This window comes from Microcoleus sp. Z1_A1, assembly GCF_036700305.1.
In the GTDB taxonomy this organism is placed as follows: Bacteria; Cyanobacteriota; Cyanobacteriia; order Cyanobacteriales; family Microcoleaceae; genus Microcoleus.
On the sequence record NZ_JAUBOR010000020.1, the window covers coordinates 95,799 to 113,766 of the forward strand.

The following is a 17,968-nucleotide window of genomic DNA, read 5'->3' on the forward strand; positions in this document are numbered from 1 at the left end:
AGATTGATTTTTAATCAACCCAAATAAAATGAACACTTTGCAATTAGCTAATTATGATGGCAGTCTCCTGCCCGAAAACAAGATGAAAGGGAAGCAAATTCTCATCGTTGACGACCAAGAACACCTCCGCGAACTGATACAGTTGTGCCTGGAAGACCTCGCGGGATGGAACACGCTGGTGGCCGAATCAGGACAAGAATGTTTACAAATCCTACAAACAGAACGACCTAATGCTATTTTGCTGGATATATCAATGCCTGGAATGGATGGGTTTGCTGTGTACGAGATCCTCCAATCCGATCCGATTACTCGATCGATTCCAGTGATTCTGCTGACAGCAAGAGTTATGTCAAGCGATATGGCTGAATTTGCCAAAATGGACGTTGCTGGGGTAATTCGCAAACCATTTGAAGTCACCACCCTGCCGGGAAAAGTGGCAGAGATTTTGGGATGGAATGATGGACACTCCCCGGTATGGCAGACGCAGGATTTTTAAGACTTTAACTCTAAATTCATAGAGTTGCTGCTTCAATCGATAGTTTAAAGGTGAAATTCCATCGCACAGGCGTGACGCCCGTGCCACGATGGAGGCGGATGAATATAATAAAAGAGCTCTCGCACTTGCGGGCTAAACCTCTTCAAAAATCGCGCCTCGCTGCTGTAGATTCACCTGTATCTCCTCATCGATTCCTGAATTGTTCCCGAATCTGGCTGACTCGACATTCGCACCACTGAAATTAGTATTTGTTAAGTTCACTTCCAGCAGATTTGCGCCGCTCAAATTAGCACCGCTGAGGTTAGCTAAAGCTAGACTTGCTTTGTGCAAATCTGCACCGCTTAAATCAGCATTTCCTAAGAAAGCCCCACTCAAATCTGCACCGCCGAATTTGGCATTTTGCAGGTTGGCGTCGCTGAAATCGGCATCGTTTAAGGTTGCACCCCGGAAATTTGCCCGATCGAGATTTGCGCTGCTAAAATCCACTGCACTTAAAGTAGTTCCGCGCAAGCTGCTACCCGCGAAATCAAGTGCTGGATTGAGATTGGCGATTTTTGCCAACTCTACAAAGTTGTCGGTTTCAGCGGAAATAATGCGATCGACCATTTCCTGCAATTGGGATTCAGCTTCCGGCACAATTTCCCCTTCGCGCGGTTCAACCGGAGGCAAATTGTAGGACAATAGCGCCCAACTGAGGGCAGGTTGGAGTTTATTTGCTTGCAGGTATATAGTCAGGATTCTTTCTAAAACCGAATGTTGATTTGGCGTGATCTCGTGCGGCCACAAACCCTCCGCATCTGTGAGATTAATATCTTCTTTAGCAACTTCAAAAGCCGCTGCCATCCGAAATTCTTTGGCAGTAATTTCTCCCAGCTTAGCGCTTTTTAGCAAACCTTTTAATACTGATTTGCCCTGTTCCACTGCAAAAATCCAAGCTGGGGTTGTATCATCGCTGATTGTGGAAACGTGACAAAATATGCTCTCTGTCTCCTTAATTTTTTCCAAATCCTCGCCGCCCTGAACTTCCCGCTGACTTTCGGTTACTAAATTTTCTGTACTGCTTGGAATTGGCAGGGTTTCTTCTATTGGCAAAAGCTTGAAAGAACCGACTAACTGACGTGAGGCTACGGGTATTTCGCAGTTTTCTAGATAGAGTTTGAGCGTCCCGCCTTGCAGACCAAATTTGACGCGACCACCTAGCAGGGGTTCCCAATGCTCGTTAAAATTCAGGCTCAAGTGAATGTCGAGCTGCTGGGTTTGGGGTGCAACCGATGGAACTGGAATTGCTTCAAATTGCATCCACAAGCAATCTGGGTATTTGTTGTGAGACTCTAGCGATCGCATATCGGGTAGAATTGCTGGCACTACCAGCCTGTAATTGATATTTAAATTAGTTTATCATCTCTATTTTATCACAACACAGCTTTTTTTCGTGGATAAAATTGTAAATTTTGTTTAATTTCCTCCGCCCTTCATTGGTTTTGCTGAATTTGACTTTTTACCCAATTCCGAAATGCTTTTACTAATTCCAAATAGTCCATTGTTTCTGCTTGTTCCAAAAATCTGACAATCTCTAAAACAGCCACGCTGGGAAATGCTAAACTGAGTTCGCCCTCAACGTATTCTCCATTTTCTAATCTGTTGATTCTGAGTCGAGATCCATTATAAATCCAAACTTCCGGCACTCCCAGATCCCTATAAACCTGCAAGGTATTTTCCGAACGGCTGGTAATATCAATTTCCACCACTAAATCCGGCGGCGGATCTTGACTCAGGTCAATTCTTTTTTTGCCTTTAACTGCACTAATATTCTGGATGTAAAAACATTCATCCGGTTCTGCACCGCTAAGTTCAGGACGCTTGAAAGTTGTGGAACCAAGGGGTTCAATTCTCACCTCTAATTCTTCCGCTAAGGTTTCAACAAATCGACCCATTATTGTTTTGAAGCGTTCGTGTTCTGGGGAGGGTACCATAATTTTCAAATTGCCACGACTATATGTCAGTCGAATTTGCCGATCGCCGATTTCGGCAAGCAAAGTTTCGTAGGTTTGCCAACTGATACCCGATAGGTGGACAATTTGTTCCGGCGGGGAGAGAGTTTGAGCAGTCATCTGATTTTAGATTTTAGATTTTAGATTTTAGATTTCTCCCGCGAATAAATCGGGGGTCAGAAACCAAATTGTTTTGGATGATAGCGATTAAAAGGGCGGGTTTTTGAGATTGTCAATTATTGGCAGATATTTTTCGTGAGGGGAGCCCCTACCGTATTAGGGGTAATCGACCGGACATAATATCATTCCTTTGCACTTTTAGATTATATCATCGAAAAAAGCTCGATCGCTCTTTAATTACTGAGTTAAAATATGTGCTATCGAGCCAGAATATTTAGTCACCACTCTGCGCGGGAAATACCGCAGATAAATCGAGAGACAAATCTGGGAAACCTGGAATTACCACAACCTCATTCGGCAAAACCACTCGTTTGACTCGATAATCGAAACCACCTCTTTGTTTTTGATAAGGTTCGCTGTGCATTTCCAGTTGAATATCTACCAAATTAAATATCCAATAATCAGAAATTTCCGATTCAGCATAGAGAGATAACTTGGTTTTCCTGTCGTATTTCAAAGTAGAATCGGAAACCTCAATTACCAGCAAAATATCAGCAGGCTCCGGGTGAGAAGATAAATAATTATCAGAACGATTGCGAGCAATAACAACATCAGGCTCTGGTTCGCTATCAGCCGACAAAATAATCGGCTCTTGACCGCGCACGATCGCTCGTTCTTCCAGCAGTGGGTACAATTTTTTAAGCAATAGCGAATTACAAACAGAGTGAAACGTACCTTTTGCAGCCATTTTGATAATTTCTCCGCGAATCAATTCAACTCGCTCATCGGGGGCGAAAAATCCCAGTTCTCCCAAACGGTGATATTCGGCGATCGAGAATCGTTTTGCAGTTACGGCAGTCATAGCTTTTCTTACCCTCTACAATTACCAACATTTCCCATTCTACTCAAAAATCCCGCCCCGTGCCATCAATTCAACCTTCAGGGCTTCCGCAATTCCGACACAACCCAAAAACTTCGCATTTTTAACTACAGTATTTTTCAAATCAGCGCGGCTCAAATCAGCACCTTTTAAATTCGCACCACTCAAATTAACACCACTTAAATCAGCATTCTTGAAATCAGTATTTGTCAAATTTGCATTTACTAAAATCGCATTCGGTAAATAAGCACTGCTCAAATTGGCGTTGGTTAAATTTGCACCGCTCAAATTCGCCCTGGGCAGCTTTGTCCGCAAATCAGCACCGCTCAAATTGGCGCTGCTGAGTTCAGCATCCCGCAAATTAGCATTGCACAAATTAGCATCAATTAAAATAGCAGCGCTCAGCAAAGCACCGCTGAGATCGGCCAAAGTCAAGTCTGCGCCTCGGAGGTTGGTTTCGCGCAAATCTGCACCGTTAAAATCAGCGTAGTGCAAGTCAAAACCGCTTAAATTAGCCCCAGCAAAATCCTCAATCGGATTCAAACCAACTGTTTCTGCAAGTTGTACAAAACTCTTATTTTTATCAGTTAAAAACAGTTCGCGGACGATCGCCAATTGCTCCTGTCGGTACTGGTTAGCCTTGTCATAATCTGCTAAATACTTGTAGCCGAGCTTCAAATACTTGAGAGCATTGCGCTCAATGCGATCGTCCTTGCTGGTGCGCGCGATCGACAACTGCTGGTGATAGCATTCGATCGCACCAAGCAAATCTCCCTTAGCATCGTAAGCTAGCGCCAAATTGCCCAAAGTTTCCAATTCAGAGCGCCCGTCGCCAGTATCCCGCGCGATCGCCAAACGCTGCTGCTGGTAATCAATAGCACCAGAAAAATCCTCAAGAGCACAGCAAGCATTGCCCAAATTTCCCAAAGCATTTGCCTCGCCCCGGCGATCGCCAATTTCCCGCGCTAACATCAAATGTTGCTGGTAGCAGTCGATCGCCTGAGCATAATTCAAGAGCGCTTCGTAAGCTACACCCATATTACCCAGCGCCGCACCCGATCGGCGCTTATCGTCCATTGAGCGATACAGCGCCAGCGCTTTCTGCCAAGAATCCAGCGCCGCCTCAAATTGACGCGCCTGATATTGCGAAATCCCCTGCTTGATTAGCTCGCTAGCTTGTTCGCTCATACTGTCCAAATTAGTTAATAACTAAAGCTGATATTAACTGAGATATTGCACCATTCTCGCTTAACAGGCAAGATGCCTGTTCCACGAGAAAATTCACTCTTTGTGGAACAGGCCGGAAAGCCTGTTCATAAAAAGCTGATTGAGAATGGTGCAAGATTTCAGTATGGCCCATCCCCCTCTCCCCCATCCGTACTTTCACGTCCGTACAAAAAAAAGACAAAAAAAAGAGAGAGCTACCTAAGTAACTCCCTCTGCCATCAGGGTGCATCTACATAACACAATATAACACTATCGGGATGAGGGGTGTCACCCCCCAAACGTGAAGATGTTGTAAAGAAATGTAGATTAATTATAAAGTTACGATCCCGCCAGAAGGGCGAGGTCAGGAAAAACCGATCGCCCGCCGCTGTATCCGCTACACGATCCCCTTAACGAATGCTTAACCTGGGGCGTTAAGCTTCGCCGCCAGCAGCTCATTGGTCAGTTTGGGATCGGCCCGGCCGCCCGTTTCCTTCATCACCTTGCCGACAAAAAAGCCCAGCAGCTTAGTTTTACCGCCTCGGTACTGTTCGAGCTCCTTGGGATTGGCGGCTAACACCGCATCGATCGCTCGATCGATCGCCCCAGTATCCGAAATTTGAATCAAACCCTTGCTTTCAACAAACTTTTGAGGCGAACCACCATTTGCCAGCAACTCCGGCAAAATATCCTTAGCGATTTTGCCACTGATCGTACCGGCCTCAATTAGCCCCAGCAGTTCAGCTAAATCCTGCGGTTGGAAAGGAATTTCTGCGATCGCCAGTTTTTCATTTTTCAGATAAGCAGTAATATCGCCCATCACCCAATTGGCAGCTTGTTTAGCCACAGCACCGGCGGCGATCGATTTTTCAAAATACTCCGCCACCGCTTTGTCGTCAGTCAGCACCCGCGCGTCGTAGGGAGAAAGACCGAGCTCAGTTTCGTAGCGATGGCGCTTCATTGCCGGCAATTCTGGCAGTTGAGCTTGCCAATCCTGCAATTGCTCAGTCGAAACTTTGATCGGAGGCAAATCCGGTTCCGGGAAATACCGATAATCGCTCGCACCTTCCTTAACCCGCATACTGAAAGTACACTGCTTGTTTTCATCCCACAGCCTGGTTTCTTGGATGATGGTTTCGCCATTTTCCACCGCTTGAATTTGTCGCTCGATCTCATAATCGATCGCCCGTTCGATCGCATTAAAAGAGTTCATATTTTTAATTTCCACCTTCGTGCCGAACTCTTTTCTGCCCACGGGGCGCACCGAAATATTCACGTCGCACCGGAGTGAACCTTCCTGCATATTCCCGTCGCCAACACCGATGTAGCGCACGATCCGGCGCAATTCTTGACCGTATTCGGCAGCTTCCGCGCCCGATCGCAAATCCGGTTCCGAAACAATTTCGATTAGAGGCACACCGGCGCGGTTGTAATCCACCATTGAATAAGTTGAACCGCTGAGCCGATCGCTGCCGCCGTGAACCAATTTTCCGGCATCTTCCTCCATGTGCAAGCGAGTGATCCCGATTTTTTTTCTAGTAGAATTTCCCGTCTCATCCACCAGTTCAATTTCTAGCCAGCCGTTAGTAGCGATCGGCAAATCGAACTGAGAAATTTGATAATTTTTCGGCAAATCGGGATAGAAATATTGCTTGCGGTCAAACTTACTGTAAGGTGCGATTTCGCAGTTGAGAGCCAGCCCTGCTTTCACCGCATACTCCAGCACTTTTTGATTTAATACGGGCAAAACTCCCGGCATTCCCATACAAATTGGGTCAATGTTAGTATTTGGGGCATTGCCAAATTCTGTAGAAGAACTGGAGAAAATTTTAGTATTCGTACTTAATTGACAATGAGTTTCGAGGCCGATAATGGCTTCGTACTGAGTTCGGTTTTTTATCGAAGAGGGTGCAGCAGCAGTCATAAGCAATTTAAAAGACTGAATAACTTTAGATTTTATTTTAGCTTTTTATTGACCAAACTGATGGGAGAGTATTTGTAGGTAGGGGCGGTTTCATTGGTGTCAACAAGCGTGTCAAACCCTGATTTCGGCAGGTTTAAACCCCTGACGGACTTTGAGCAAGCGTGTTTAGTTGAGACAAATGGGGCTCTGCATACGCAACGCCCTGCTACAGATTGGCGATCGACCCAAGGCTGCAGCCACGCCGAGAGCCTTTGGATCGCCCCCAAACAACAACTCTGTGCAAAAATATACTTAGGGCCAGCTCCTGCCCGCACCATTCCCTTACCCAGGAGAGTTTTAGATCGATCGACTACAATTGCCGATCGATCTACACCCCAAATCCTTTTACTGGCAGTATTTAATACAATACGCTTGGGTTAAAACGCTTTATTCCCGGCGAGATCCCTTGCAGCATCCCCCTGGTTGTTGGGCGACGCAAGAGTAAGTTTTTGTCCCCCCAACAACCAGGGGGGCGCCAAGGCGATCGGGATTAACCCAAGCCTATTGGTCTTCAATAACGCCGCTCGTCTCCAACGATCGGCTCCACGCACCGACTAAAAATTTAAAATGTATAATTTAACAGGAAATTACATATTTTGAATTTTTAAGCTTTAATTTTGAATTCTCAAAGTAACACTTGCCTAAGTGTCAAAACTATGCGTGAAATTCCAGTTAAAAGTGCCAGACTGTTTCAGAACAGCATCACTGAGCTAGAGCAGGCGGAATTAGCCCTCGAACTCGCTTGGAACGAACTCGAAAAACAAACAGCAGAAACCATTGCTCACATTGCCAACACTGGCTCAGCAAACACACAGGAAATTAGCGATCGCTTCGCCAGGGCGAAGCAACTCCGGCAGCAACTTCAAACTCAAATAAAAAAAGCCAACTCGCGGCGGGAATTTCACCTAGAAAACTCACCAATGGCCGTTGTAGAGTGGGACAAAGAATTTCGGGTAGTGCAGTGGTCGCCAATGGCAGAAAAAATATTTGGCTGGAGTGCAGCAGAAGTAATCGGCAAATACTGGCACGAATGGTCAATAGTTCATCAAGAAGACTTCGAGGAAGTGTGTGCCGTCACAAATCAACTATTACACAGCAGAGAACCCCGCAACATTTGCCGCAACCGCAACTATACAAAAGATGGCTCAGTAATTTACTGTGAATGGTACAATTCCGCACTAATCGATGAATCGGGAAGAGTAGTTTCAATTCTCTCTTTTGCCAGAGACATAACCGATTTCCACCGCGCTCAAGAAGAACTGCATAGGCGCGAACAAGCTTTCAGCGCCATCGCCGAAAATGCGACCGATATTATCGCCCGGTTCGATCGCAAACTCTGCCTCCTTTACATCAACCCAGCAGTAGAATCAACAATTGGAAAACACGCCGAAAAATTGATTGGCAAAACCAACCAAGAATCAGGAATGCCACCGCACCTGTGCAGCCTGTGGGATGAGGCTTTTATGAAAGTTTTTGGTAGCGGCAAACAAGAAACCATAGAATTTGACTTGCCCACTTCCGAAGGCATAAAATATTACCACTGTCGAGTCATTCCCGAGTTTGCTGAAGACAATTCAGTAGAAACAGTTTTATCCATCTCCCGCGACATCACAGAACTCAAACAAGTCGAAGATCAGTTGCGACAAAGCGAATCCAAATTTAAAGCCATAGTAGATTCTAATATTATCGGCTTAATTTTTTGGGATCTTGACGGCCACATTACAGATGCGAACGCGGCTTTTTTAAACACGGTAAATTATACGCGGGACGAGCTGCTTGCCGGAAAAGTTAACTGGCAAGAAATGACACCACCTGAATACGTGGGTTTAGATACAGAAAAAGTTGCCGAACTGAAGGCTAGAAATACGGTTGTTCCCTTTGAAAAAGAATTTATATGCTCCGATGGTAGCCGCGTTCCGGTGCTGCTGGGCAGCACATTTTTAGAAGGAACGAAGCAATTAGGCGTCAGTTTTGTGCTGGACTTGAGCGAGCGCAAGCAGGCAGAATTGGAACTGCAAAAACATCAGCAACTTTTAGAGAGTATTGTTACAACTATACCTAATTTTCTCTACATTTACGATGCAGTAAAAAACCAAAATATTTATGCAAATGAATCTGTCACAGCTATGCTGGGATACACTCCCCAAGAATTGCAAGATTTGGGGACAGACGCTGTAGCCAACTTAGTTCATCCCGACGATCTGTTAAAGCTAATTACAGGTATGGAGCGACTAAAACACAGTAGGAATCCCTATGAAACCGATGACAGAGACTACAGAATCAAACACAAAAATGGGGAATGGCGCTGGGTGCACGCTCGCTCTAAAGTTTTCAAAAGAACGCCAGACGGACAAATGAGGCAAATTATCGGTTCCGTACTCGACATCAGCGATCGCAAACAAGCCGAAGAATCATTAAAACAGCAAAAAGAACTGCTGCAAACAATCTTCGACAACGTGCCGATTATGCTCGCATTATTAGACAAAAATGGTCAAATAAACTGGGTGAACCGCCACTGGGAACAAGTGCTAGGCTGGAGTTTGGCAGAAATCAAAAACCGTGATATCTTGGCAGAATTTTATCCGCAGCCAGAATACCGTCAATATGTTTTGGATGAAATAAAAGCAGCAAATGAGAAGTGGAGCGACTTCAAAACAAAAGTTAAAGACGGGCGAATTATCGACACTTCTTGGGCAAATGTTCGTCTTTCAGACGGCAGTTGTATCGGCATTGGTCAAGATATCACCGAACGCAAACGAGTAGAATTAGAGCTCAAAGAACTTAACGAAACTTTAGAAGCTCAAGTCGCGCAACGTACTGCAGAATTAGAAATTTTTTTTGATGCTTTGCCCGACCACATTTTTGTGGTAGATAGCGATAATATGCGACTGTCTTTTGTCAACCAATCTGTTGCCAAAACTGCTGGATTAAATAGCAGAAAAGAGATGCAGGGCAAAACTATTTTTGAATGTTTCTCCCCCGAAATAGCCGCCAAATTCTCTAGGGAAAATTCGCAGGTATTTGAAACAGGGGAAACTCTGCACTTGCAGGATAAATTTGTAATTGCTGGCGAGACCAGTTACTACGATACTTTTAAAATTCCCCTCAGAAATCTCGACGGCGAGGTTTATGCTTTAATTGGCACTTCTCGCGATATCACTGAGTTGGTAGAGACAAAACAAGCTTTGTCAGAACGCACAGAGCAATTAGAAGCTGCCAATCAAGAATTAGAATCTTTTTCTTACTCAGTTTCCCACGACTTGCGCGCACCTTTGCGACACATTTCAGGTTTTGTAGAAGCGTTGAAACAGCGGCTAGAATTAACTGAGGCTTTGAGCGATCGCAAAATAGTTCACTATATGGAAGTAATTGAAGACAGCAGCCAAAAAATGAGCCTGTTGATTGACGGTTTGCTCGCCCTGTCGCGGGTGACTCGCACCGAGTTGAGGCAAATTCCGATCGATCTGAGCCGTTTGGTACAAAATGCGATTAAATTGACTAAACCACCAACAGTCGCAGATCCGGCCCAAACTCCCCACAGCGTTGAATTTGCCGTCGGAAATTTGCCGACAGTAATGGGAGATTCAACCTTGCTGCAACAGGTGTTCAGCAACTTGATTAGCAACGCCGTCAAGTTCAGCCGCGGACGCAATCCGGCTACAATAGTTATTGAGGGTTTACCCGATGGGACGATTTTTGTCAAGGATAACGGGGTGGGTTTTCCGATGGAATATGCCGATCGCCTGTTTGGAGCCTTTCAGAGGCTGCACTCCCAGAGAGAATTTGAAGGTACGGGCATCGGTTTGGCGATCGTCCAGCGGATTATTCACCGCCACGGCGGTACGGTTTGGGCCGAAAGCCTACCTAGTCAAGGAGCCACCTTTTACTTTAAACTAGGGCAAACAATCTCAAACGGTAATATAGATTCATAAGTTAAGTCTATAAGAGTTTTAAATGAAAAATTTAAAACTCTTATAGACTTAAATAAGTCACGATCGGTGAGAGCATCCGAATTTTGGTGTGACAGGAGTGTTCACTGTTAGGGATGGAAGCGAAAGATATAGGCGGGGCTGTGCAAGATGCTCGTACTCCTAAAAAATGCTCTTTTAAAAATTGGGGTGCTCCCCAATCGGTTCGTCAGCCCTCGACTGCAGGTGCTAAATAAAGGTCTTGCGAGTAGAGTATATAATTAATTTTGCTAAAAATATCGAGATAAAATTAATAACAAAACTAAGTCTAAAAAATTACTAGCAAAAACACAAATAACCAATTGAAAACATCCCCAATACCTTATGTTAGATATAAATGAAACCAACTATCTACTAAAAATGGTAGCGGAATCAACATTAAACTTGTTGATTATCGAAGACATGGCAGAAGATATGGAATTAATAGTGCTCGCCTTAGAATCGGGAGGGGTAAATTTTAAGTGCGACACGGCAGAAACAGCAACAGAGTGCAGAAAACTGCTGGAAAATTGCCAGTACGATGCTGTACTCTCAGATTATCGCCTCCCCGGCTTCAACGGTTTAGAAGTGTTGAAATTAATGCAGGAATTAGGGCAAGACATACCCTTGATTTTAGTAACGGGAAGTTTGGGAGAAGAAGCGGCAGTTGAGTGCATCAAAGCGGGAATGACAGATTACGTCTTAAAAGGGCGGCTGTTTAGGTTGCCAACAGTCTTAGAACGATCGCTCCAAGAATACAAAATGCGACGCCAGCAACAAGAAGCGATCGCCCAAATTCAGCGGCAAGCGACTCGTGAAGCGATAGTCAACCGCATCGTTCAAGCCATGCGCTTCACCCTTGTACTCGACGAAGTGCTGCAAACCACCGCAGATCAACTGCACGAAGCTCTCGAAATCAGCGGCTGCGCGATATTGCAGCCAGATGCTGAGGGCAAGATCGGGATTCGCTACATGAGCTTAAAGGCAGCCGACAGAGAACGGGCGATCGGTCTAAATTGCGACTTTGCCCAACACTATCGCTTCTCCCTCGCCCGCGGAGAAACGATCGCCCTCGCCGAGTTATCGACTCTGAGCCCGGAACTGCAAGCATCAGCCCAATTTTTAGGGTTTCACTCGATCGCGATCGCACCGCTGCTATACCAGCAATCATTTTTGGGAGGAATTTGCCTCTACCAGTGCGATCGGGCCCGCTGTTGGACTACAGAAGAACTATCGCTAGTCAAAGCCATATCCGATCAGTGCGCGATCGCGATCCACCAAGCCGAACTCTACCAACAAGCCCAAACCGAACTGGCAGAACGCAAGCGCGCCGAAGCAGCAGTCTGTGGCATCCAGCAGCAGCTAGCCACAATGGCAGCCAACATTCCCGGCTCAGTCTACCGCACTGTGCTGCATCCAGATGGCACAATCTCCCTGCCCTACATCAGTCCGGGCGTGCGCGAAGTTACTGGGTTCGGGGCCGAAGAAGTGATTTCGCGCCCGGAACTCTTGACCGAAATCATCCATCCAGAGGACAAAAGCTCGTCTGACAGCCGCGTAGCAGCATCGAGAGCGAGTCTTTTGCCGTGCGATCGCCAGTACCGCATCGTTCTGAGATCGGGGGAGGTAAAGTGGGTGCAAGACAGCGCTAAATTTTCCAAAAACGAAAACGGCGACGTAATTATAGACGGAGTAGCCCTCGACATCAGCGATCGCAAACAAGCAGAATCAGCCCTGCGCCAAAGCGAACAGCGATTTCGCTCGCTGATTGAAAACGCCACAGACATCACGATCATTCTCGACGCCGCAGGAATCTTCCGCTACATCAGCCCTTCGGTTAAGCGAATTTTAGGGTACGCGCCCCACCAGGCGATCGGCCGCAGCGCCTTAGAAATAGTTCACCCCGACGACAGCGCTACGATCGCCGAAACCCTCCACAAAGCCATTGAAAACCCCAAAAGAAGCCAGTGCCCAGTTGAGTACCGAGTCCGCCACCGCAACGGTTCCTGGTGTTATGTAGAAGCTGTAGCCACCAACTTGCTCTACGATCCCGCAGTCGAGGGAATCGTGATTAACTGTCACGACATCACTCAGCGCAAACTCGCCGAAGAACAACTGCTGCACGATGCTTTTCACGACGCCCTCACCGGATTGCCCAACAGATCGCTATTTACCGATCGGCTCGAACACGCTCTGAGGCTGGCAAAACGGCGCAAAGACTACTCGTTTGCCGTGCTGTTTCTCGATTTAGATAGATTTAAAGTAGTCAACGATTCCCTCGGCCACGCCATCGGCGATCAATTGCTAGTATCGATCGCGCGGCGTCTGGAAGCTTGTCTGAGGCCCGGAGATACAGTAGCCCGCATCGGAGGAGACGAGTTTGTGCTGTTGCTAGAAGACATCGAGGGCATCAATGAAGCTAGCAGCATTGTCAACCGACTGCAAAAGAAAATCACCTCCCCTCTCCTTCTAGACGGACACGAAGTATTTATCACCGCCAGCATCGGCATAGCTTTGAGCTCTGGCGAATACCTGGAACCGACAACCCTGCTGCGCGACGCCGACACAGCAATGTACCGCGCCAAAGAACTTGGCAGAGCCCGACACGAAGTTTTCAACAGTTCCATGCACGCCCACGCTTTGCGACTGTTGCAGCTCGAAAACGACCTGCGGCGGGCGATCGAATCAATTAAAGAACCCGCCACAGAAGAAGACTTTCCCCCATCCCCCGAATCAGCCTTACCTCCCTTATCCGCAGCGCCCCAGTTTATTATTCACTACCAGCCGATCGTGTCGATCGCCACTAACACAATTACCAGTTTTGAGGCCCTAGTGCGCTGGCAGCATCCAGAACGAGGCTTAGTTTCCCCCGGCGAATTCATCACCATCGCCGAAGAAACCGGCTTGATCGTACCCCTGGGCCGCTGGGTACTTCGCACAGCTTGCCACCAAATCCGCCAGTGGCAGCAGCTATTTCCCAGCCACCCCCCGTTGAGCGTTAGCGTCAACATTTCTGTCAAACAGTTTTCTCAGCCAGATTTAATCGAATACATCGATCGAGTCCTCGCAGAAACTCACCTCGACGGCAGCAGTTTAAAACTAGAAATTACCGAAAGCGTACTTATAGAAAATTCTGAATCAGTAACAGCAATGCTGGTGCAGCTCAGAACCCGAAACATAGACTTGTGCATTGACGACTTCGGCACCGGCTATTCCTCGCTCTCCTACCTGCACCGCTTCCCCACCAATACCTTAAAAATAGACCGCTCTTTTGTTAGCAGGATGGGAGGTGAGTTCGATTTCAGTAAAGGAGGGATTGACCCCACAGAAATTGTGCGGTCGATCGTTACTTTGTCCCACAATTTAGGCATGGATGTAGTAGCCGAAGGAGTCGAAGAAGCATCGCAACTATCTATACTAAAAGGGTTAAAATGTGAGTACGCCCAGGGATTCTTTTTCTCAAAGGCAGTAGACTCTCAAACAGCAGCAGCCTTAATCCGACAGCAAGCAGAAAATCAGAATTTGCTGACATTTAGTTTGTTAGAGAAAGGTCATTAAAAAAACACGGCATTTTGTGAGTCCCGTTTCAGCATAAAATCTTAAAATATTTTAAAGCTGTCCCTAACAGGCGTCAGTTAATAACTACGGCATCCAAATCATTATGACTATTGGCTACCTCGCCCTCGTTCTCCACGCCCACTTGCCCTTTGTTCGCCACCCCGAAAGCGACTACGTTTTAGAAGAAGAATGGCTGTTTGAGGCGATCGCGGAAACCTATATTCCCCTGCTGCAAGTCTTTGAAGGCCTCAAGCGCGACGGCATCGACTTTAAAATTACCATGAGCATGACACCGCCCTTGGTGGCAATGCTGCGCGACCCCTTGCTGCAAGACCGCTTCGACGACCACTTGGCCAAACTCGAAGAATTAGCCGATCTCGAAATCGAACACAACAGCGGAAACGGCCACCTCCGCTATTTGGCAGAACATTACGCCGCCCATTTCTCTCAAGTCCGCAACTTTTGGGAAAAGTACGATCGAGATTTAGTCAAAGCCTTCAAAGAACACCAAGATACCAACAACCTCGAAATCATCACCTGCGGTGCCACCCACGGCTACCTACCGTTGATGAAAATGTACCCCGAAGCAGTTTGGGCACAAATTCAAGTAGCTTGCGACAACTACGAAGCAAACTTCGGCCGCCGACCAAAAGGCATTTGGCTGCCCGAATGCGCCTACTATGAAGGCTTAGAGCGGATGTTAGCCGACGCAGGCCTCCGCTACTTTCTCACAGACGGTCACGGCATCCTCTACGCCCGCCCGCGTCCCCGCTACGGCAGCTACGCCCCAATTTTCACCGAATGCGGAGTCGCAGCCTTCGGCCGGGATCACGAATCCTCGCAGCAGGTTTGGTCTTCCGAAGTCGGCTATCCCGGCGCCGCCGAATACCGCGAATTCTACAAAGATTTGGGCTGGGAAGCTGACTACGATTACATTAAGCCCTACATCATGCCCAACGGCCAGCGGAAAAATACCGGGATTAAATATCACAAAATCACCGGTCGCGGATTGGGTTTAGGCGATAAACAGTTGTACGATCCTTACTGGGCAAGGGAAAAAGCAGCGGAACACGCCAGCAATTTTGCTTTTAACCGCGAACGCCAAGTCGAACACCTCAACGGCATTATGCAGCGTCCGCCGATTATTGTTTCGCCTTACGACGCCGAACTTTTCGGTCACTGGTGGTACGAAGGGCCTTGGTTCTTAGATTACCTGTTCCGCAAGAGTTGGTACGACCAAAATACCTACGAGATGACGCACTTAGCCGATTATTTGCGGGGAAATCCGACTCAGCAAGTGTGCCGCCCGTCTCAGTCTAGCTGGGGTTTCCGGGGTTTCCACGAATATTGGCTCAACGATACCAATGCTTGGATTTACCCGCACTTGCACAAAGCTGCGGAACGGATGATTGAGTTGGGAAGCATGGAACCTGCAGATGAGTTGCAGTGGCGGGCTTTGAACCAAGCGGCGCGGGAAGTGCTGCTAGCTCAATCTTCTGACTGGGCGTTTATCATGCGTACAGGGACGATGGTTCCCTATGCAGTGCGGCGCACTCGATCGCACTTAATGCGCTTTCACAAGCTTTACGATGAAGTGAAAGAAGGGAAAGTTGATTCGGGTTGGTTGGAGAAGGTTGAGGAGATTGATAATATTTTCCCTGAAATTAACTATCGCGTTTATCGATCGCTTTAAGCAAGTTTTAAGTTGCTCGTTCCCAGGCTCTGCCTGGGGACGCATTCCCGGAGGCTCTGCCTCCTCTTTTTCTCCCCAATCGACGAGGCAGAGCCTCTGGATATCGGTTCCCAGGCAGAGCCTAGGAACCAGTTAATCTCCTAATTAGTATTACACCTTTTTTGCCGCCATTCTCTTGCACCACAAACCCATTCCCGCAGCCACAAACGTACCAACAGCAGTCATCGGTTCCGGTACAGGTTCATACTCATAAATTGCACTAACTGTAGTGTTAGCCACAACCTTACCCCCAAAACTACCTCTAGCCGGACTCCCCAGAATTTGAGTCAAACCAGTTGTCGCCACGCCAGCCGTAAAAGTATCACCATCGCAGCCAGTTAAAGCACTTAAAAACTGCGGCAAATCATAACTCTTCGACACAGTACCAGAAGCCGAACCGCTAACACTTCCCGTACCGCCACTAGCAATCTTCGTTTCCGGCGGACTTGCTAACACACTCAAAGTCAAATTAGGGTCAACTTTCAACAGCGGAATATTCACAGCAATACTTGCATTACTCGCCGCCGTCCCCATAAAATCTCCCGTCAAAGGAGTAATGCTCACACTATTATTAACAGTAGACTTAACCGTAACATAAGCCCTTAATAGCGTTCCTAACAGCGAATTAAACTTGGGCAAAACTACATTCGTGCTGCTATTTAACGGCTGCGAACCCAAATTCACAGTGTAAGTTTGAGTAAGAGTTGCCGCTTGTGCAGAAAAACATTGACTGACAACTGCAAAACTCAAACTTCCGCTAACAATTCCCCACTTTTGAAAAACATTCATTTCGATAAACTCCTACAATAATAAAGTTGCATTTTGTGGCACGGGCGTCTCGCCCGTTAGGTTAATCGTGGCACGGGCGTCCCGCCTGTAATTAATCTGCGGTTAAAAACTCCAAACCCGCAAAACCAAATTACCCAGCAAGGATGCTAAATAACTCAAAACCCAAACAGTATAAAGTATACTCAAAGGCGCGTAAGCTGCCAAAACCCATTGCGTTTCTGCTGCTTCCTCAATCTCCTCCCTCCGCAACAAATCCCCATAAAAATCAAACGACCTTTGTCGCAGATTGTTAATGCCAGTTCCAGCAACTAATAAATAATAACCGTCAAATCTATTCAACGGATTCAAATTAATTGCAACTGTCAGCAAGGCCGCCACCATCAACAAATAACTAATTTGATGCCAAACCGGATTTGACTGAGAAAACAGCCACATCCAAACAGCCAATGCCCAAATTGTTACTTGGATTAATACTCCGGCGGCTACTACTAAAACCCGCTGTTTCCGCCGGACTAAACTGTATTGGTCGGTTGTATCTGTGTAACATCCAGGGATGAAACACATAAACAATAATCCAATTTCTTTAACAATACCGCCGTAGTGTTTTAGCGTGAAAGCGTGGCCGAGTTCGTGCAAAGCTATTACCAGCATTGTCAGCAATACAAATTTGAAAATATTCTCATTTTTTCCCGCTATCCACAACTGCTGATGTGAGGCTGCGACTTCGGCAGAGGAAGCCAACCACACAGCTACAGAGGAAGCGATGAAAGCGCACAGAAAAAAGCCAAATTCCCACGTCCAAATCCAGCGGAATTTGTCGATGTGCCGCGACAGCCAAACATCGGGATTGACTAGGGGAATTGTGAAGGATAGCAGGTTGATTTTAGCTTTCGGCGGCTTGGTTCCTTCTAGCATTCCTGCTTGTGCTAAGTCTTTCAAGAGATTTTGCACATCTTCTAAATCCAGGTCGTATTCAGCGAGAATATTAGTTAGTGGTTGTTGACTTAATTGCACAATTACCTGTTTGTCAAAGTCGTCAACTTGAATACAGGTAATGTCTTCGGGATTGCGAAGTATCCAATGACCGTCGGGATGAGGTATCCATTGCACCGCTGATTTGAGTTGCATGGTAGATTGTCACTTTGGCTGACAAAGTTTCGATTTAATTGAATAGGAGTTACTCGTTTTTAGGCGGAGATTCTGATCCCCCCTAGCCCCCCTTAATAAGGGGGGGACAAGAGAATCAACTCAAAGTCAACCCCTACTCCCCTTCTTAAGGGGGATTT

The 17,968-nt window shown here is 46.7% G+C and carries 11 protein-coding genes; 4 read left to right on the forward strand and 7 right to left on the reverse strand.

Translation table 11 applies throughout. The features are described 5' to 3' along the window. Positions 1-82 precede the first annotated feature (82 nt). Positions 83-496, forward strand: a complete 414-nt coding sequence (locus tag QT973_RS15235; protein ID WP_333055672.1) for a response regulator — start codon at positions 83-85, stop codon at positions 494-496. A 132-nt stretch (positions 497-628) separates the two neighbouring features. On the opposite strand, the gene QT973_RS15240 is transcribed toward QT973_RS15235, so the two are convergent. From QT973_RS15240 to gatB, 5 genes are all read right to left on the reverse strand, one after another. Further along, on the reverse strand, positions 629-1,861 hold the full coding sequence (locus QT973_RS15240; RefSeq protein ID WP_333207866.1) for a pentapeptide repeat-containing protein: 1,233 nt from the start codon (positions 1,859-1,861) through the stop codon (positions 629-631). Positions 1,862-1,968: 107 nt separating this feature from the next. After that, positions 1,969-2,607, reverse strand: a complete 639-nt coding sequence (locus tag QT973_RS15245) for a Uma2 family endonuclease (protein WP_333207865.1) — start codon at positions 2,605-2,607, stop codon at positions 1,969-1,971. 274 nt (positions 2,608-2,881) lie between these two features. Beyond that, entirely contained in the window at positions 2,882-3,469 is a 588-nt protein-coding gene (locus tag QT973_RS15250) for a Uma2 family endonuclease (RefSeq protein ID WP_333391643.1), read from the reverse strand. 39 nt (positions 3,470-3,508) lie between these two features. Then, complete coding sequence (locus tag QT973_RS15255) at positions 3,509-4,675, reverse strand: pentapeptide repeat-containing protein (protein WP_333207863.1); 1,167 nt, start codon at positions 4,673-4,675, stop codon at positions 3,509-3,511. A 439-nt stretch (positions 4,676-5,114) separates the two neighbouring features. After that, positions 5,115-6,617 (reverse strand): Asp-tRNA(Asn)/Glu-tRNA(Gln) amidotransferase subunit GatB, encoded by a 1,503-nt coding sequence (gatB, locus tag QT973_RS15260; protein ID WP_333055640.1) that lies wholly within the window; start codon positions 6,615-6,617, stop codon positions 5,115-5,117. 695 nt (positions 6,618-7,312) lie between these two features. Between gatB and QT973_RS15265 the strand changes: the two genes are divergently transcribed. The 3 genes from QT973_RS15265 to QT973_RS15275 all read left to right on the forward strand — a co-directional run bounded on the left by QT973_RS15265 (position 7,313) and on the right by QT973_RS15275 (position 15,854). Next, positions 7,313-10,588, forward strand: coding sequence for a PAS domain S-box protein (locus QT973_RS15265; protein ID WP_333055638.1), 3,276 nt, complete (start codon positions 7,313-7,315; stop codon positions 10,586-10,588). Positions 10,589-10,948: 360 nt separating this feature from the next. Continuing rightward, positions 10,949-14,161 (forward strand): EAL domain-containing protein, encoded by a 3,213-nt coding sequence (locus QT973_RS15270; protein ID WP_333312917.1) that lies wholly within the window; start codon positions 10,949-10,951, stop codon positions 14,159-14,161. Between the two features lie 103 nt (positions 14,162-14,264). Continuing rightward, positions 14,265-15,854 (forward strand): glycoside hydrolase family 57 protein, encoded by a 1,590-nt coding sequence (locus QT973_RS15275; protein ID WP_333036521.1) that lies wholly within the window; start codon positions 14,265-14,267, stop codon positions 15,852-15,854. A 150-nt stretch (positions 15,855-16,004) separates the two neighbouring features. Here the strand turns inward: QT973_RS15275 and QT973_RS15280 are convergent, their stop codons facing one another. Both QT973_RS15280 and QT973_RS15285 read right to left on the reverse strand, forming a co-directional pair. After that, complete coding sequence (locus QT973_RS15280; protein WP_333207857.1) at positions 16,005-16,682, reverse strand: PEP-CTERM sorting domain-containing protein; 678 nt, start codon at positions 16,680-16,682, stop codon at positions 16,005-16,007. Positions 16,683-16,784: 102 nt separating this feature from the next. After that, the gene (locus QT973_RS15285) at positions 16,785-17,810 is read right to left on the reverse strand and encodes a site-2 protease family protein (RefSeq protein ID WP_333207855.1); all 1,026 of its coding nucleotides are present in this window, start codon (positions 17,808-17,810) and stop codon (positions 16,785-16,787) included. Positions 17,811-17,968 lie beyond the last annotated feature (158 nt).

Coding starts and splice junctions, on each gene's coding strand:
- QT973_RS15235 (WP_333055672.1), top strand. CDS start 83: ATGAAAGGGAAGCAAATTCTCATCGTTGACGACCAAGAACACCTCCGC.
- QT973_RS15245 (WP_333207865.1), bottom strand. CDS start 2,607: ATGACTGCTCAAACTCTCTCCCCGCCGGAACAAATTGTCCACCTATCG.
- QT973_RS15250 (WP_333391643.1), bottom strand. CDS start 3,469: ATGACTGCCGTAACTGCAAAACGATTCTCGATCGCCGAATATCACCGT.
- QT973_RS15255 (WP_333207863.1), bottom strand. CDS start 4,675: ATGAGCGAACAAGCTAGCGAGCTAATCAAGCAGGGGATTTCGCAATAT.
- gatB (WP_333055640.1), bottom strand. CDS start 6,617: ATGACTGCTGCTGCACCCTCTTCGATAAAAAACCGAACTCAGTACGAA.
- QT973_RS15265 (WP_333055638.1), top strand. CDS start 7,313: ATGCGTGAAATTCCAGTTAAAAGTGCCAGACTGTTTCAGAACAGCATC.
- QT973_RS15270 (WP_333312917.1), top strand. CDS start 10,949: ATGTTAGATATAAATGAAACCAACTATCTACTAAAAATGGTAGCGGAA.
- QT973_RS15275 (WP_333036521.1), top strand. CDS start 14,265: ATGACTATTGGCTACCTCGCCCTCGTTCTCCACGCCCACTTGCCCTTT.
- QT973_RS15280 (WP_333207857.1), bottom strand. CDS start 16,682: ATGAATGTTTTTCAAAAGTGGGGAATTGTTAGCGGAAGTTTGAGTTTT.
- QT973_RS15285 (WP_333207855.1), bottom strand. CDS start 17,810: ATGCAACTCAAATCAGCGGTGCAATGGATACCTCATCCCGACGGTCAT.